Genomic DNA, 15,969 nt, shown 5'->3' with positions numbered 1-15,969 from the left:
TGGCATAAACATGGCATATGGCCAACCGCTACGCTCTCCCCGACCGTTCAAAAAGGCCACTCGGCGCAGCAAAGCTCGACGAACTGGCGCTCGCCTATGTGGCGCGATTCGCGACCAGCCGCGCCAAGCTGACGCGCTATCTTTCCCGAAAAATTCGCGAATCCGAATGGGTTGACGAAATTGACGCCATGGCCGCGTGCGAGGCGATTGCCGGCCGGATGGAGCGGCTCGGCTTCCTCGACGACCGCCAATATGCCGCGATGCGCGCCGGGGCGATGACGCGCCGCGGACTGGGCGTCCGGCGGGTCAAGGCACAGCTCTTCGTCGACGGCATCGCGCTCGGCGACAGCGAGGATGCGCTGTCGGAAGCCGAAGACAAGGCGCTGGCGTCGGCGATCGGCTTTGCCCGGCGGCGGCGCTTCGGGCCATTTGCGGTGCGCGCGGCCGACGACCCGGCGATGCGCGAACGGCAGGTCGCGGCGTTCGCCCGCGCGGGTCATAGCCTCGCACTCGCGCGGCGGATTCTGGCGGTCGCGCCGGGGGACGAGGATGCTCTGGCCGCGCTGGACGCCGAAGCGGCGCTCGACTAGGCCGGGACATCATTTCCGGCGAAAGGATCTTGCCGATGCGTGCCGTGCTTGCCGCCCTTGCCCTGTCGTTCGCCTTGCCGATGGCAGCATGCAGCTCGCACGGCAACGGGGCGGAGCAAGCCGCGACCATCCCGCTGACCATCGCAGCGGACGAAAAGCTGCATAAATTCAACGTCGAAGTGGCGCGCACGGCCGAAGAGCAGCAGCAGGGACTGATGTTCCGCACCAGCCTGCCCGCAGGCGGCGGCATGCTCTTCCCGTTCGAAAAACCGCGCATCGCCAGCTTCTGGATGAAGAATACGCTGATCCCGCTCGACATGATCTTCGTCCGCGCCGACGGCAGCATCGACCGGATCGCCGAAAACACCATCCCCGAATCGCTCGAACCCGTGGCGAGCGGCGGCGAGGTGGCGGCGGTGCTCGAACTGGCGGGGGGCACGGCGGCCGAGCTTGGCCTCGACGAGAACGCCAGAGTGACATGGGACGACAAGAAATAGCGGTGCGGCGGGCGGTTTGCGGCTTGCGGATTGCGCCAGCTTGGCTGTAAACGCCGCAGCCATGAGCATCTTGGGCAAGATTTTCACCTGGTGGGACGGCGCGACCGTCGGCACGCTGCTGAACAGCTGGAGCACCGGCGAGAAGGTGGGCGAGGACAGCCTCGGCAACCGTTATTTCCGCGCCAAGAAGGGCGGCCGCCGCTGGGTGATCTATAACGGGTCGAACGACGCGAGCCGGGTGCCGCCCGAATGGCACGGCTGGCTGCACGGCACTTTCGACGAGCTTCCCGCCGATGTCCTTCCCGCGCCGCGCGCGTGGGAAAAGGAGCCGACCGCCAACCTTACCGGCAGCACCGGCGCCTATCGCCCGGCGGGCGCGCTCGAACGCGGCGGGCATCGTGCCGCCGCGACGGGCGATTACGAGGCCTGGCGGCCCGGCGCCGAGTGAGCGCCGGCGTGACGAGGCTGACCAGGGCGGCGGGGCTGGCGATTGTTGCCGCCATGTCGCTCGCAGCCTGCGACCGGTCACCCGCCACGAAAACGGGCGGTACCGACAAGGCGCCGCAGATCGCCAAATCCGAACGCGTGCCGCAGGAAGTCGGCGGCATCGAGGGCGCGACGCCGATGGCCGATCGCATCGCCGTGCTCGGCCTGCTCAACAAGCGCAACGGGCTGGTCCGCGACCTCGAAATGAAGCCCGGCGATTCGGCGCGCGTCGGCCGCGCGATCGTCCGCCTGCGCGCGTGCGAACAGACTGCGCCATGGGAAGACCCGCCCGAAACCGGGGCCTTCGTGCAATTGACCGTGCAGGACCAGCGCGACGACAAATGGTATCGCGTCTTTTCGGGCTGGCTGTTCAAGGAACGGCCCGACCGTAACGTGATCGAGCATCCGATCTATGACGTTTATGTCAAAAGCTGCGCGATGACATATCCGGGCGGCGAACCGGTCGCGCGTTCGGCGCCGAAAGCCGCGTCCGGCGCCGCCGCGCCCAAGGCGTCGAGCGCCCCCCAATCGCCGGCGACGAACGGCGGAGAGGGAAGCCCGGCACCCGCCGCAGCGCCCGCGCCTGCACCCAAGGCCCCGCCGGCACCTTCCGACAATACCGAGTAAAGCCGCGCCAGATAATCGCGCTGGGGAATTTCGATCGCCCCGAGGCTGGCGAGGTGCGGCGTGATGAACTGGCAATCGAGCAACTGCCACCCCCCGGCGCGCAGCCGCGCGACGAGATGCGCCAGCGCGACCTTCGACGCGTCGCGCGCCCGGCTGACCATCGATTCGCCGAAAAAGGCGCGCCCGAGTGAAACGCCATAGAGGCCGCCGGCCAGCGCGCCGTCCAGCCACACCTCGACGCTGTGCGCATGGCCGAGCCGGAACAGGCGTTCGTAACTCGCCTTGATGACGGGGTTGATCCACGTCGTCGGGCGGTCGTCGGCGGACTCGGCGCACAGCGCCATCATCTCGGCAAAGGCGGTGTCGGTGGTGACGCGAAAGCGGTCGGAGACGATGACCTTCTTCAGGCTGCGCGACAGGTGAAAGCCGTCGAGCGGCAGGATCGCGCGCAGCCGCGGTTCGACCCAATGGACCGACGGGTCGTCCGCCCCGTCGGCCATCGGGAAAAGCCCCTGCGCATAGGCGCTGAGCAGCAGCGCGGGGTCGATTGTTTCCTGATGGAGGGTCAGGAGGCGGGCTTTACGAATTTCAGCGTCATGCGGTCCGATTCGCCGATCGCCAGATATTTCTCGCGATCCTTGTCGCCTTCGGTCAGGTTCGGCGGCAGCGTCCACACACCCTTTTCATAGTCGTGCGTGTCATTGGGATTGGCGTTGATATCGCTCTCGCCGACGAGCTTGAAGCCCGCCGCCTCGGCGAAACCGACGACCGACGAGCGCTTCATATAACCGCTCTTTTCCTCAAGCGCCGAAGCCATCTCCTCGGGCAGCCGATGCTCGACGACGCCGAGCGTGCCGCCGGGTTTGAGCATCGCGAAGATCTGCTTGAACGCATCCGCCGTCTTGTCGGCGCCGCCGAAGCGCCAGTTGTGGACGTTGCGGAAGGTCAGCACGATGTCGGCGCCACCATCGGGAACCTTGTCACCCGCGCCGGTGCCCGGGAATTCGGCGAGCTTGACCGCCCCATAGGTCGCGGCGTCCGCCGCCTGCTTTTCCTTGATCCTGTTCAGCCCCTTTTCCCACGGCGCCGCGACATAGAGCGTGCCGCCGCCGGCCTTGGTCAGCGGGGCGAGGATTTCGGTGTACCAGCCGCCGCCGGGCCACAGCTCGACGATCGTGTCGCCGGGCTTGACCCCGAAGAAGGCGAGCGTTTCGGCGGGGTGGCGATATGGATCGCGCGCGGTGTTGGCGGGGGTGCGGGTCGAAGCGGCGACCGCGGCGGCGATCGCCGTGCCGTCGGCATCGGCGCTCTGGTGGGCGGCGTGCGCGTCGTGACCGGCATGGCCATCCTGCGCGAAGGCGGCGGGACCCGAAAGGGCGATGGCGGCACTTGCAACCAGCAACAGGGAACGCATATGGGCAACCTCTCTCTTGGGGGGAATGCCCCTGTTTGCGTAGGGATGCGCGGCAATGCAAGTATCCATGCTCTCGCTCGGCATCGGCGCCGCCGCGATGTTCGGTTTCGCCGAGGTCGCCGACTGGCGCCGCCGCAACCGCCGAGACGTCGACAAGGTCGGATTCATGCCGTGGCGCGGGATCGCGATGCTGTCGGCGATGGTGGCGCTGCTCTCGACCGCACTCTGGCTGCACCAATGATGCGGCGCCGGTGACGACGCTCCCCGTCATCGATATCGCGCCGCTGCGCGCGATGGGCGATGCGGAGATGGTTCGGCGCACAGCTACGGCCATCGGCGCGGCGAGCGCCGAATTCGGTTTTTTCTATGCCGACGGACATGGCATCGCCGACAGCCTCGTCGCGCGCCTCGAAACGGCGAGCCATCTCTTTTTCGCCCTGCCCGAGGAGGAGAAGGCCGAAATCGCGATGGCGCATGGTGGCATTGCCTGGCGCGGCTGGTTCCCGCTCGGCGGCGAGCTTACCTCGGGCCTCCCCGACCGCAAGGAGGGGTTTTATCTCGGCGAGGAACTGGCCGCCGACGACCCGCGGGTGGTTGCCGGCTGGCCGCTGCACGGCGCCAACCTCTGGCCGCGCGCGGTCCCCGAGCTGCGGCGGGCGGTCGGCGACTATCTGGAGGCCGCGGTCGCTGCCGCCGAGGCGCTGATGCGCGGCATGGCGCTCGCGCTCGGCCTGCCCGCGGAGCATTTCGCGGCGGGCATGACGCGGCGGCCCACCCTGCTTTTTCGTATCTTCCACTATCCTCCGGACGGCGCGCCCGACCGCCTCGGGGTTGGCGAGCATAGCGATTACGGCCTGCTCACCTTGCTCGGACAGGACCGCCATGGCGGGCTGGAAGTCCGCGCCGCGAATGGCGACTGGATCGCGGTGCCGCCGCAAGGAGGGATGCTGGTCGTCAATATCGGCGACATGTTCGAACGGCTGACGCGCGGCCGCTTCCGCTCGGCGCCGCACCGCGTGATCAACGCGTCGGGACGCGACCGGCTGTCGTGGCCTTTATTCTACGATCCCGATTTCGCCGCGCCGGTCGATCCGCTGCCCATCGCGGCTACAACCCGCAGCCTGCCGCGCTGGGACGATGTCGACGTCCATGCAGCGAGCGGCACCTATGGCGATTATCTGCTCGGCAAGGTCGGCAAGGTTTTTCCCGACCTCGCCGGCAAGGCGTTTCGCGACTGACCCTAGAGGCATGCCTCGAGATAGGGCTGGTCGAAGCCGTACTGGCGCGCCTTTTCGAGCGTATAGGGGCGCAGGCCCATCGCGCGATATTCGCCGACGATCTTGCCGTCCTTGTCCTCGTCGAGATATTCGAACTTGAACAGTTCCTGGGTGACGATGACGTCGCCTTCCATGCCGATCACCTCGGTGACGTTGGTGACGCGGCGCGAACCGTCGCGGAGGCGCTTGATCTGGACGATCATGTCGACCGAATCGGCGATCTGTTTCGAGATCGCTTCCTTCGGAATCTTGATGTCGCCCATCAGCACCATATTCTCCATACGGCCGAGGCATTCGCGCGGGCTGTTGCTGTGCAGCGTACACATCGACCCGTCGTGACCCGTGTTCATCGCGGCGAGCAGGTCGAAACACTCCGAGCCACGGACTTCGCCCATGATGATCCGGTCGGGACGCATACGCAGCGCGTTCTTGACGAGGTCGCCCATGTGGATCGCGCCATTGCCCTCGAGGTTCGCCGGGCGCGTTTCCAGCGGCAGCCAGTGCGGCTGCTGCAGGCGAAGTTCGGCGGCATCCTCGATGGTCAGGACGCGCTCGCCGGGGTCGATCATCTTGGAGAGGGCGTTGAGCATCGTCGTCTTGCCCGAACCGGTACCGCCCGAGATGACGATGTTGAAACGGCTGGCCCCCGCGATCTTCAGCGCGGTGCACATCTTCTGGCTCATCGCGCCCCACTGGCAGAGCATGTCGAGCGTGATCGGCTTGGCCGAGAATTTACGAATCGAGATTGCGGTGCCGCGCAAGGACAGCGGCGGCACGATCACGTTCACACGAGAACCGTCCTTGAGACGGGCGTCGGCGAGCGGCGTCGTCTGGTCGACGCGGCGGCCGACCATGTTACAGATGCGCTGCGCGATCTGGAACAGATGCTGTTCGTCGCGGAACTGGATCGGCGCGATGACGAGCTGGCCCTTGCGTTCGATGTAGGTCTGGTACGGCCCGTTGACCATGATGTCGCTGATGTCGGGATCGGCGAGCAATTCCTCGAGCGGGCCGAAGCCGAGCAGTTCGTCGACGAGCACCTTTTCGAGCGCGAACTGTTCGCGGCGATTGAGCGTGATGCGCAGTTCGGCAAGCACTTCGAGGATGATCGGGCGGAATTCCTCGGTCAACTCGTCCTTGCTCAGCGTCGCCGCGGCTTCGGGATCGACGCGTTCGAGCAGGCGGGGCAGTACCTGTTCCTTGATCTTGTGGACGCTCGCTTCGAACCCCTGGGCCTTTTCGGGTTCGGCCATTTCGGCGGTCGAACGCTGGTTCAGCCGTTCCATCGCCTCCATTTCGGGCGAGAGCGGACCCGACGGCGACTCGGGCATCGCGGCCGGCTCGATCGCCGGAAACTGGCTGCCGCCGGCTGCTCCGCCACCGCCCTGCATCGGCTTCGCCACGCCAAAAGCGGGGCGGCCTGCGGTTCCGGGTCGACGTCCGAATGCACTCATCGCGTGGGTCCTGCCTCTATTTATACGGGAAACCGCGACATTTGTACGCGGACCCCCAATCCGACAGGGTGAATAATCCGGAAACTTTGACATTCTCCTAATGCGGAACGTCGAAGCGCCCGGACGGGCACAAGGGTGTTGCGGCCGGACGGCGATCCTCCCATTCCCCCTTGCCGACTCCGGCGCATCGGCCTATATGCGGCGTACTTCTTGACATGGTTAGCCAGTTGGGACGTCGGGGCCGCGGGCCGCGGCGGCCGTTCCTGCATGGCTTCCGGTTCATGGTTTTGGGAATTTTCATTGGTCGATATCGGCGTCCTCAATGCGATCATCGCGCCCGAAGCCGAGGCGATGGGCCTCGCGCTGGTGCGCGTCGCCTTTTTCGGCGGCGAGAGTGACCCGACGTTGCAGATCATGGCCGAGCGCCCCGACACGCGCCAGTTGACGATCGACGATTGCGCCGACCTGTCGCGCCGCATTTCGGCGCAGCTCGACGCGCTCGAGGAAGCGGGCAAGGATCCGATCGAGCAAGCGTACCGGCTGGAGGTCTCGTCGCCCGGCATCGACCGGCCGTTGACGCGCCGCGCCGACTTCGCCGACTGGGCGGGGCACGAAGCGAAGATCGCGCTCAAGGAAAAGCTGAACGGACGCCAGCGCTTCAACGGCGAACTCGTCGGCATCGACGGTGATACCGTCAGGATTTTGGACAAGGAAGAGGTGGAGCACAGCCTGCCGTTCGACGCGATCGACACGGCGAAGCTCGTTCTCACCGACAAATTGATTGCCGCAACCGTCCCGCTCTCGATCGAGGGCGCCGACGAAATGGAAGAAGAAGGACAGGACTGATGGCCACTGCCATTTCCGCCAACAAGGCCGAGCTGCTCGCGATTGCCAACAGTGTCGCCAGCGAGAAGATGATCGACAAGACGATCGTTATCGAGGCGATCGAAGAAGCGATCCAGCGCGCCGCGCGCGCGCGTTATGGCGCCGAAAACGACATCCGTGCCAAGCTCGACGCCCAGACCGGCGACCTCCGTTTGTGGCGGGTCGTCGAGGTCGTCGAACAGGTCGAGGATTATTTCAAGCAGGTCGATCTTGCGTCGGGCCAGAAGCTGCAGAAGGACGCCAAGATCGGCGACTTCATCGTCGATCCGCTGCCCGCGGTCGACCTTGGCCGCATCGACGCCCAGTCGGCGAAGCAGGTGATCTTCCAGAAGGTCCGCGAAGCCGACCGCGAGCGCCAGTATCAGGAATTCAAGGACCGCGCGGGTGAGATCATCACCGGCGTCGTCAAGTCGGTCGAATTCGGCCACATCGTCGTCAACCTCGGCCGCGCCGAGGGCGTCATTCGCCGCGACCAGCAGATCCCGCGCGAACTGATGCGCGTCGGTGATCGCGTCCGCGCGCTGATCCTGTCGGTGCGCAGCGAAACACGCGGCCCGCAAATCTTCCTCAGCCGCGCGCATCCCGACTTCATGAAGAAGCTGTTCGCGCAGGAAGTGCCCGAAATCTACGACGGCATCATCGAGATCAAGGCCGCCGCCCGCGACCCGGGTTCGCGCGCCAAGATCGGCGTGATCAGCTATGACGGTTCGATCGACCCCGTCGGCGCCTGCGTCGGCATGAAGGGCAGCCGCGTGCAGGCGGTCGTCCAGGAAATGCAGGGCGAAAAGATCGACATCATCCCCTGGTCGGAAGACACGGCAACCTTCGTCGTCAACGCGCTCCAGCCCGCAACGGTGCAGCGCGTCGTCATCGACGAGGATGACAGCCGCATCGAAGTCGTCGTTCCCGACGACCAGCTCAGCCTCGCCATCGGCCGTCGCGGCCAGAATGTCCGTCTCGCCAGCCAGCTCACCGGCAGCCAGATCGACATCATGACCGAGGCCGACGCGAGCGAGAAGCGCCAGCGCGAATTCGTCGAACGCTCGACGATGTTCCAGGAAGAGCTCGACGTCGACGAGACGCTCGCGCAGCTCCTCGTCGCCGAAGGCTTCGGCGAACTCGAAGAAGTCGCTTATGTCGGCATCGACGAACTCGCGAGCATCGAAGGCTTCGACGACGAACTGGCGCAGGAACTGCAGAGCCGCGCGACCGAAGCGCTCGAACGCCGCGAGGAAGCCTCGCGTCAGGAACGCCGCGCGCTCGGCGTCGAGGACGATCTCGCCGAGATCCCGCACCTGACCGAAGCGATGCTCGTCGTGCTCGGCAAGGCAGGCATCAAGACGCTCGACGACCTCGCCGACCTTGCGACCGACGAACTGATCGCCAAGAAGCGCACCGACAATCGCCGCGGTCCGCCGCGGGGCGAACGTGCCGAGGACAAGGGCGGCGTACTCGGCGAATATGGCCTGAGCGAAGAACAGGGCAACGAGATCATCATGGCGGCGCGTGCGCACTGGTTCGAAGACGAACCGGAAGCCGAAGCAGCCCAAGTCGGGGAGGCCGCCGATGCGGACCCCGCGCAATGATCAGCTGACCGAAACCGACCGCGCAAAGGGGCGCGGCCAGCATGTGCCCGAGCGGCGCTGCGTCGTCACCGGCGAGGTTGCGCCGGCGGAGCAGCTCGTGCGCCTGGCGCTCGGCCCCGACGGCAGCATCGCGCCCGACGTGCATGGCAAGGCGCCGGGACGCGGCGCGTGGATCGGCGTGGCGCGCGCCGACCTCGAGACCGCGCAGGCGAAAGGCAAGCTCAAGGGCGGGCTGGCGCGTGCGCTCCACGAGGGGCAGCTTGGCATTCCGGACGATCTGGGCGAACGGATCGAGGCACAGCTTCGGCGCGCGACGCTCGACCGGCTGGGGCTCGAATCCCGTTCGGGAACGCTGATCAGCGGCAACGAAAAGATCGAACAGGCGGCGCGGCGCGGACAGGTCCGCTTGTTGCTCCACGCCAGCGACGCGGGCGAGGACGGCCGCAAGAAACTGGCGCAGGCATGGCGCGTCGGCGAGGATGACGAGGGCTCGGGCCGCGAGGGCCGGGTCTTGCCGGTGGACCGGCACACCCTATCTATGGCATTGGGCCGCGAGAATGCGGTGCATCTGGCGATTACGGACGCCCGCGCGGCGGACCGGGTGCTGGCGCATTTGAGCCGCTGGCAGTTTTTCACAGGATGGAGTAGGGACGCGGCCAACCGCGATTCCGATCCGCTTGCCCCGCCGCTCGCCGGCGAGGAAAAAACAGGGACGGCGCCAGCAGGCACCGCCGCTTCGGACGCGTTTTGAAGGAATGATGGTTTTCGATGAGTGACGAACAGGACAAACCGACCCTTACCCGCAAGCCTCTGGGGCTGAAGCGGACGGTCGAGGCCGGGCAGGTGCAGCAGCAGTTCAGCCATGGACGCCGCAACACGGTGGTGGTCGAGGTGAAGCGCCGCCGCGTGCTCGGTCGTCCGGGCGAAGCCGCTCCGGCGCCCGAGGCCGAAGAGGTCCAGGCCGCTCCGGCACCGGCGCCCGCTCCCGCTGCGGCACCTGCGCCGACTCCGAAGCCGGCTGCGCCCCGCGTCAGCGAGAATGATAGCCTGATGTCGCGTCAGGAACGCCAGGCGCAGCTTCTTCGCGAGGCCGAAGAATCGCGCATGAATGCGCTCGAGGATAACCGTCGCCGTGACGAAGCCGCGCGCGCGCGCGCTGCCGAGGAAGAAAAGGCGCGCGCCGAAGCGCGCGTCGAGCAGGCCGCAGCCAAGGCCGCCGAGCCGGCTCCTGCCGCGCCCGCTGCCGAAGCGCCTGCCGCCGCTGCTGCGCCGGCTACCGAAGCACCTGCCGCCGCTGCTCAGGGCGACGCGGCACCGACACCGGCGCCGCGCGCCACGACCAGCGCTGCTCCCGCGCCGCGTCGCTTTACTCCGGTCGCGGCTCCCCCGCGCCCCGAACCCAAGCGTCCCGAGCCGAAGGCAACCCGTGGCGGCGACAGCCGCCGCCAGTCGGGCAAGCTGACCGTCACGCGCGCGCTCAACGAAGACGAAGGCGCGCGCGCGCGCAGCCTTGCGGCGCTGAAGCGCGCGCGCGAAAAGGAAAAGCGTTCGCACACCGCCTCGTCGGGCCCGCGCGAAAAGCAGGTCCGCGAAGTCGTCGTGCCCGAAAGCATCACGGTTCAGGAACTCGCCAACCGCATGGCGGAAAAGACCAACGACCTGATCAAGGCGCTGTTCAAGATGGGCAGCCCGTCGGCCAGCACCGACACGATCGACCAGGATACGGCCGAACTGCTCGTTGCCGAGTTCGGGCACGAGATCAAACGCGTCAGCGAAGGCGATATCGACATCCGTCACGACGAGGATATCGACGATGCCGAGCATCTGAAGCCGCGCGCGCCGGTCGTTACGATCATGGGCCATGTCGATCACGGCAAGACCAGCCTGCTCGACGCGCTGCGCGGTGCGAATGTCCAGGCGGGCGAAGCCGGCGGCATCACGCAGCATATCGGCGCCTATCAGGTGAAGGCGAAGGACGGCAGCGTCATCACCTTCCTCGATACGCCGGGCCATGAAGCCTTTACCGAGATGCGTCAGCGCGGCGCGAACGTCACCGACATCGTCATCCTCGTGGTGGCGGCCGACGACGGGCTCAAGCCGCAGTCGATCGAGGCGATCAACCATGCGAAGGCGGCCGGCGTGCCGATCATCGTCGCGATCAACAAGGTCGACAAGGAAGGCGCCAACCCGCAGCGCGTCCGCGAACGCCTGCTCGAGCATGAGCTGGTGGTCGAGGAAATGGGCGGCGACGTCCAGAATGTCGAAGTGTCGGCGCTGAAGAAGACCGGGCTCGACAAATTGCTCGACGCGATCGCGGTGCAGGCCGAAATCATGGAGCTGAAGGCCAACCCCGACCGCGCCGCCGAAGGCACGGTGGTCGAGGCAAAGCTCGACAAGGGCCGCGGCCCGGTGGCGACGATCCTCGTCCGCCGCGGGACGCTCAAGGTCGGCGATATCTTCGTCTGCGGCGCCGAAAGCGGCCGTGTCCGTGCGCTGATCGACGATCAGGGCAAGCAGATCAAGTCGGCCACCCCGTCGATGCCGGTCGAAGTCCTCGGTCTGGGCGGTGTTCCGATGGCGGGCGATACCCTGACCGTTGTCGAGAATGAAGCGCGGGCCCGCGAAGTCGCGACCTATCGTCAGGAACAGGCGACGCGCAAGCGTACCGTCCAGGCGCCGGTCAGCCTCGAAGGCATGTTCGAGGCGCTCGCCGACAAGGCGAACGTCATCCAGTTCCCGGTGATTATCAAGGGCGATGTGCAGGGGTCGGTCGAAGCGATCGTCAATGCGCTCAACAAGATATCGACCGACGAGATCAAGGTCCGCGTGCTCCAGTCGGGCGCCGGTGCGATCACCGAGGGCGACGTGACGCTGGCGGCTGCTACGGGTGCGCCGATCATCGGCTTCAACGTCCGCCCGAACGCCAAGGCGCGCGAGATTGCGAAGCGCGAAAAGGTGCGCTTCATGTATCATGACGTCATTTATCACCTGACCGACGAGGTCCGGAAAGAGATGGCGGGCGAGCTGGGTCCGGAACGCGTCGAAACCGTCGTCGGCCGCGCCGAGGTCAAGGAAGTCTTCCCCGCCGGCAAGCGCGACAAGGCCGCCGGCCTGCTCGTGCTCGAAGGGTCGATCCGCAAGGGGCTGCACGCACGCCTCACACGCGCCGACGTCATCGTCTCGGCAACGACGATCGCGTCGCTCCGCCGCTTCAAGGACGACGTCGCCGAAGTACGCGCCGGCCTCGAGTGCGGTGTTGTGCTGGCCGATACCAACGACATCAAGCCGGGCGACCACCTCGAAGTCTTCGAGGTCGAGCTGCGCGAACGGACGCTGTAATTGACAACCCCCGCGTTCCCGCCGGTGCGGGGACGCGGAAGGAATCGATGGATGCGGCATAAGGAACAACCCCAGGGCCCGTCGGTCCGCGTGCTGCGCGTCGGCGAACAGGTACGTCATGTGCTGAGCGAAATCCTCGCGCGCGGCGACGTGCACGACGATGTGCTCGCGACGCATCCGGTCAGCGTGACCGAGGTGCGCATGTCGCCCGACCTCCGCCACGCGACCGTGTTCGTGAAACCGCTGCTCGGCAAGGACGAGGAAGCGGTGCTCAAGGCGCTGCGCACCAACACCGCCTATCTTCAGCGCGAGGTCGCGCATCGCATCCGCATGAAATATGCCGCGAAGCTCAAATTCCTCGCCGACGAAAGCTTCGACGAGGCGAGCCATATCGATGCATTGCTGCGCGATCCGAAGGTAGCGAGGGATTTGGGCCCCGCGGAAGGCGACGAGGCCCTCTAACTCCGTTCGTGTCGAGCGAAGTCGAGACACGCCGAAGGATGGCGCCAAACCGAGGGGGCATCTCGACTTCGCTCGATGCGAACGGTTTAGGCTTTCCCCTTAGGCGTCTTGATCCCCGCCGCCGCTTCCAGTTCGACCAGCGCTTCCTCCAGATAATCGATCATCCGCTGCGCGTGCGGCACGCTTCGCCGGCAGGCAGTGATGCCGAAATCGATATTCTTGAAATTCGACACCTGCGTGATGTTCATTGCCATGCCGTCGACGGGGATGCTGGCGGGGTACATGCCGTCGAGCCGCGCGCCGTTCCAGTACATCTGCTCGCGCGGGCCGGGAACGTTCGAGATCGTCGCGCTATACGCCGGGAATTTGTCGGCGGTGCGCGTCAGTGCGGTCAGCATCATCGGGAAGCTGGTGATCGCGGTATAGAGCTGAATCTGCCCCGCGGTCATCGCGCGAAGCTGCGCCTTGGCCGAGTTCATCGATTCCTGGATCGCCGCCATGCGTGTCGCCGGATCGTCGATATGCGTCGCGAGATTGGCGGTGACCGACGCGACCGAATTGCCCGAATCGATATCGTCCTTGGGCCGGATCGACACCGGCGCCATGGCTTTCAGCGGCTTGTCGGGGAGCTCGTTGAGCGATTGCAGATATTTGCGCATCGCCCCCGCGCACATGCCGAGCACCGCGTCGTTGATCGTCCCGTCATAGGCCTTGCCGACCGCGCGCACGCGTTCGAGCGACCAGCTTTGCGCGACGAAGCGCCGCGCGCCGGTAATGTTGCGGTTGAAGCTGGTGCGCGGTACCCCGGCGAAGGGCGTGACCAGCCCGTCGCCGCCAAGGCCGAACATCGCGGCGAGATACTGGTTCATCGCCTTGGTGACGCCGACGCTGTTGCCCCATTGCTCCTTCAGGAAATCGCCGATCGCCTTGATGTCCATCAGGTTGGGGCGCGGCGGCTTCTTCGGCGCGGGGAACTGGCGTTTATACGCTTCATAGGCTTCGACCGACAGCGGCGACGCGGCGCGCCGCTCCTTCGGGTCCGCCGACAGCATCGAATTATAGAAATGGATGCTCGCCGCGCCGTCCATCAGCGCGTGATGGACCTTCTTGAAGGTCGCGATCTGGCGATTGGGGAGCCCCGAGATCAGGGTAATCTCCCACAAGGGCCGGGTGCGGTCGAGCAGCCCCGAATGGAGCCGCGAGGCGAGTTCGAACATCTCGCGATAGCGCCCCGGCTTTGGCAGCGCCGCGGCGCGGACGTGGTAATGCATGTCGATGTCGCGGTCGGGTTCGAGGCGGATCGGGCCATATTGGCCGAGCGGGGTCAGCTTCAGCACCTCGCTGAACGGACGCCGCAGCCCCTCGGATTGCCGGAGCAGCGCGAGTTGTTCGTTCAGCCACTCGGTCTCGTCGACCCCGTCGGGCAAGGTGTAGAGATTGATGCCGCCGATATGCATCGGCATCTCGCGGCTCTCGCCCACCAGGAACATCGCATCGCTGACCGGCATCAGGCGCATTCGCAGCTCTCCCCACTGAATATGCTGCACTCTTTGGATGCAGCATGACAGGGGACGAGGGCGAGTCAAGTTGCTCCTTTCTCTCGTCACCCCGGACTTGATCCGGGGTCCATTATGCCGATGCTGAATGGACCCCGGATCGAGTCCGGGGTGACGAAGCTTTGAAGATTGGCGGGCGGCCGTGAACGGGTTATCCCCCACCCATGGCCAAGCTCTATTTCTACTATGCCAGCATGAACGCGGGCAAATCGACGACGCTGCTGCAGGCGGATTTCAATTATCGCGAGCGCGGCATGGAAACGATGCTGTGGACCGCGGCGCTCGACGACCGTTACGGCGCCGGACAGGTGACAAGCCGCATCGGGCTGATGGCCGAGGCGCATAAATTCGACCCCGACAGCGACCTGTGGGAAGCGGCGAATGCAGAAAACCGGCAACGGCCGCTGGCCTGCATTCTCGTCGACGAGGCGCAATTCCTGTCGCGCGAACAGGTCTTCCAGCTCGCCCGGCTTGCCGACGAGGCGAATATCCCGGTGCTCTGCTATGGCCTGCGCACCGATTTTTCGGCCGCGCTGTTTCCCGGCTCGGCGGCACTGCTCGGCATCGCCGATGCGCTCGTCGAATTGAAGGCGGTGTGCGAGTGCGGGCGCAAGGCGACGATGAACCTGCGCGTCGATGAAAATGGCCGCGCCGTGGTCGAAGGGGCGCAGACCGAGATCGGCGGCAACGACCGTTATGTCGCGATGTGCCGGCGCCATTTCATGGCCAAGCGCCGCGAAGCGGCAAAGGTGCTGGCCGATGCGTGACCGTCTCTATGTCGAACTCGCCGACGGCGACCTCCGCCTCCTCAAGCTGGCGGAAACGCATCGCGAGGCGCTGCGCGCCGTCTGCGCCGCCGACGCGGATATCTGGCCGATCTATTCGTCGAGTTTCGGTCCCGATCATTTCGATGCCAGCTTTACCGCGCTGATCGGACACGATGCCCGCATGCCCTATGCGATCGTCGACGGCGACCGGCTCGTCGGCATGACGGCCTATCTCCGCCCCGACTGGACCGCCGAGACGGTCGAAATCGGCAACTCCTATATCCATCCCGATGCGCGCGGCACCGGTTTCAACGGCCGGGTCAAGCGGCTGATGCTGGACCATGCGTTCGGCGCCGGCATCCGCCGCATCGAATTCCGTATCGACGAGCGCAACAAACGCAGCCAGGCGGCGGTCGCCAAGCTCGGTTGCACGAAGGAAGGCGTGCTGCGGTCCGAACGCACCACCTGGACCGGATATGTCCGCGATACCGGGCTGTGGTCGTTGCTAGCAGAGGAGTGGCGCGCGCGTTCCTGAACGGGGGTCAGCACCGGTTCAGACTCGCTGTGCTATCCGCCGTCCATGAAACAGAAACTCGCACTCTCCCTGGCCGCCATGCTGCTTCCCCTTTCTGCGGCGGCGGCCACCGAGCCCGCTGAGGCGCCGCGCGCGCTCGGCGTCGAATCGAGCATCACCTTCCCGAGCGACAGCACGATCCGCAACTGGCGCGCCGACCGCGAACGCGGCATCTGGATCGAGGGTCGCAGCGGCGAATGGTTTTACGGCACCTTCGCCGGGACCTGCCGCAATCTCGACTTCGCCGAGGCGATCGGCGTCGATACGCGCGGCGTCTCGCGGCTCGACAAGTTCGGGACGCTGATCGTGCGCGGTCAGCGCTGTATGCTGACCAGCTTCGTCACCTCGGCGGCGCCGCCGACGAAGGAAGAACAAAAGGCGGCGCGCGAGGCCGAAGAGGCCGCCAAAAATTGACACGCCCAAATTGACAAGCTCCGCCTCGGCGCCCTAGCGGC

General features: G+C 66.1%; 17 protein-coding genes and 1 pseudogene. 14 read left to right on the top strand and 4 right to left on the bottom strand.

What is annotated here, in order from left to right:
• Positions 1 to 17 precede the first annotated feature (17 nt).
• From V6U71_RS18020 to V6U71_RS18005, 4 genes and pseudogenes are all read left to right on the top strand, one after another.
• Positions 18 to 590, top strand: coding sequence for a regulatory protein RecX (locus V6U71_RS18020; protein WP_411339721.1), 573 nt, complete (start codon positions 18 to 20; stop codon positions 588 to 590).
• A 35-nt stretch (positions 591 to 625) separates the two neighbouring features.
• The gene (locus tag V6U71_RS18015) at positions 626 to 1,087 is read left to right on the top strand and encodes a DUF192 domain-containing protein (RefSeq protein WP_411339720.1); all 462 of its coding nucleotides are present in this window, start codon (positions 626 to 628) and stop codon (positions 1,085 to 1,087) included.
• 61 nt (positions 1,088 to 1,148) lie between these two features.
• On the top strand, positions 1,149 to 1,535 hold the full coding sequence (locus V6U71_RS18010; protein WP_054589196.1) for an NADH:ubiquinone oxidoreductase subunit NDUFA12: 387 nt from the start codon (positions 1,149 to 1,151) through the stop codon (positions 1,533 to 1,535).
• 53 nt (positions 1,536 to 1,588) lie between these two features.
• Positions 1,589 to 1,948, top strand: a pseudogene (locus V6U71_RS18005) (DUF2155 domain-containing protein); the annotation flags it as partial.
• A gap of 44 nt (positions 1,949 to 1,992) precedes the next feature.
• On the opposite strand, the gene aat reads toward V6U71_RS18005, so the two are convergent.
• Both aat and V6U71_RS17995 read right to left on the bottom strand, forming a co-directional pair.
• Positions 1,993 to 2,700, bottom strand: coding sequence for a leucyl/phenylalanyl-tRNA--protein transferase (aat, locus tag V6U71_RS18000; protein ID WP_234715974.1), 708 nt, complete (start codon positions 2,698 to 2,700; stop codon positions 1,993 to 1,995).
• Positions 2,701 to 2,765: 65 nt separating this feature from the next.
• Entirely contained in the window at positions 2,766 to 3,614 is an 849-nt protein-coding gene (locus V6U71_RS17995) for a class I SAM-dependent methyltransferase (RefSeq protein WP_411339719.1), read from the bottom strand.
• Positions 3,615 to 3,669: 55 nt separating this feature from the next.
• On the opposite strand from V6U71_RS17995, the gene V6U71_RS17990 reads away from it, so the two are divergent.
• Complete coding sequence (locus V6U71_RS17990) at positions 3,670 to 3,855, top strand: hypothetical protein (protein WP_145923529.1); 186 nt, start codon at positions 3,670 to 3,672, stop codon at positions 3,853 to 3,855.
• Between the two features lie 10 nt (positions 3,856 to 3,865).
• Positions 3,866 to 4,852, top strand: a complete 987-nt coding sequence (locus V6U71_RS17985; RefSeq protein ID WP_411339718.1) for an isopenicillin N synthase family dioxygenase — start codon at positions 3,866 to 3,868, stop codon at positions 4,850 to 4,852.
• 2 nt (positions 4,853 to 4,854) lie between these two features.
• On the opposite strand, the gene V6U71_RS17980 is transcribed toward V6U71_RS17985, so the two are convergent.
• On the bottom strand, positions 4,855 to 6,345 hold the full coding sequence (locus tag V6U71_RS17980; RefSeq protein ID WP_054731473.1) for a CpaF family protein: 1,491 nt from the start codon (positions 6,343 to 6,345) through the stop codon (positions 4,855 to 4,857).
• Between the two features lie 300 nt (positions 6,346 to 6,645).
• Between V6U71_RS17980 and rimP the strand changes: the two genes are divergently transcribed.
• The 5 genes from rimP to rbfA are packed head-to-tail and all read left to right on the top strand — an operon-like array spanning position 6,646 to position 12,617.
• Positions 6,646 to 7,191 (top strand): ribosome maturation protein RimP, encoded by a 546-nt coding sequence (gene rimP / locus V6U71_RS17975; RefSeq protein WP_411339717.1) that lies wholly within the window; start codon positions 6,646 to 6,648, stop codon positions 7,189 to 7,191.
• Complete coding sequence (gene nusA, locus V6U71_RS17970; RefSeq protein WP_411339716.1) at positions 7,191 to 8,816, top strand: transcription termination factor NusA; 1,626 nt, start codon at positions 7,191 to 7,193, stop codon at positions 8,814 to 8,816. The genes rimP and nusA overlap by 1 nt, the downstream gene beginning before the upstream one ends.
• On the top strand, positions 8,797 to 9,567 hold the full coding sequence (locus tag V6U71_RS17965; protein WP_411339715.1) for a DUF448 domain-containing protein: 771 nt from the start codon (positions 8,797 to 8,799) through the stop codon (positions 9,565 to 9,567). The genes nusA and V6U71_RS17965 overlap by 20 nt, the downstream gene beginning before the upstream one ends.
• 17 nt (positions 9,568 to 9,584) lie before the next feature.
• The gene (gene infB / locus V6U71_RS17960) at positions 9,585 to 12,155 is read left to right on the top strand and encodes a translation initiation factor IF-2 (protein WP_411339714.1); all 2,571 of its coding nucleotides are present in this window, start codon (positions 9,585 to 9,587) and stop codon (positions 12,153 to 12,155) included.
• Between the two features lie 51 nt (positions 12,156 to 12,206).
• Positions 12,207 to 12,617: a 30S ribosome-binding factor RbfA gene (rbfA, locus tag V6U71_RS17955; protein WP_411339713.1), complete on the top strand. Its 411-nt coding sequence runs from the start codon at positions 12,207 to 12,209 to the stop codon at positions 12,615 to 12,617.
• 86 nt (positions 12,618 to 12,703) lie between these two features.
• Here rbfA and V6U71_RS17950 read toward each other — a convergent pair whose 3' ends face one another.
• The gene (locus V6U71_RS17950; RefSeq protein WP_411339712.1) at positions 12,704 to 14,134 is read right to left on the bottom strand and encodes a WS/DGAT/MGAT family O-acyltransferase; all 1,431 of its coding nucleotides are present in this window, start codon (positions 14,132 to 14,134) and stop codon (positions 12,704 to 12,706) included.
• Positions 14,135 to 14,337: 203 nt separating this feature from the next.
• Between V6U71_RS17950 and V6U71_RS17945 the strand changes: the two genes are divergently transcribed.
• From V6U71_RS17945 to V6U71_RS17935, 3 genes are read left to right on the top strand one after another with little or no spacing between them, the layout of a single operon-like run.
• Complete coding sequence (locus V6U71_RS17945; RefSeq protein WP_054731467.1) at positions 14,338 to 14,940, top strand: thymidine kinase; 603 nt, start codon at positions 14,338 to 14,340, stop codon at positions 14,938 to 14,940.
• A complete protein-coding gene (locus V6U71_RS17940) occupies positions 14,933 to 15,475 on the top strand; it encodes a GNAT family N-acetyltransferase (RefSeq protein ID WP_411339711.1) in 543 nt (180 codons plus the stop codon). The genes V6U71_RS17945 and V6U71_RS17940 overlap by 8 nt, the downstream gene beginning before the upstream one ends.
• Before the next feature lie 45 nt (positions 15,476 to 15,520).
• Positions 15,521 to 15,928, top strand: coding sequence for a DUF6491 family protein (locus V6U71_RS17935; protein WP_411339710.1), 408 nt, complete (start codon positions 15,521 to 15,523; stop codon positions 15,926 to 15,928).
• Positions 15,929 to 15,969: the final 41 nt, after the last annotated feature.

Origin of the sequence: Sphingopyxis sp. J-6 (assembly GCF_046603995.1) — a bacterium.
Taxonomy (GTDB): Bacteria; Pseudomonadota; Alphaproteobacteria; order Sphingomonadales; family Sphingomonadaceae; genus Sphingopyxis.
Note: the sequence above shows the minus strand (reverse complement) of the source record. Positions and strands in the feature narration are given on the sequence as shown.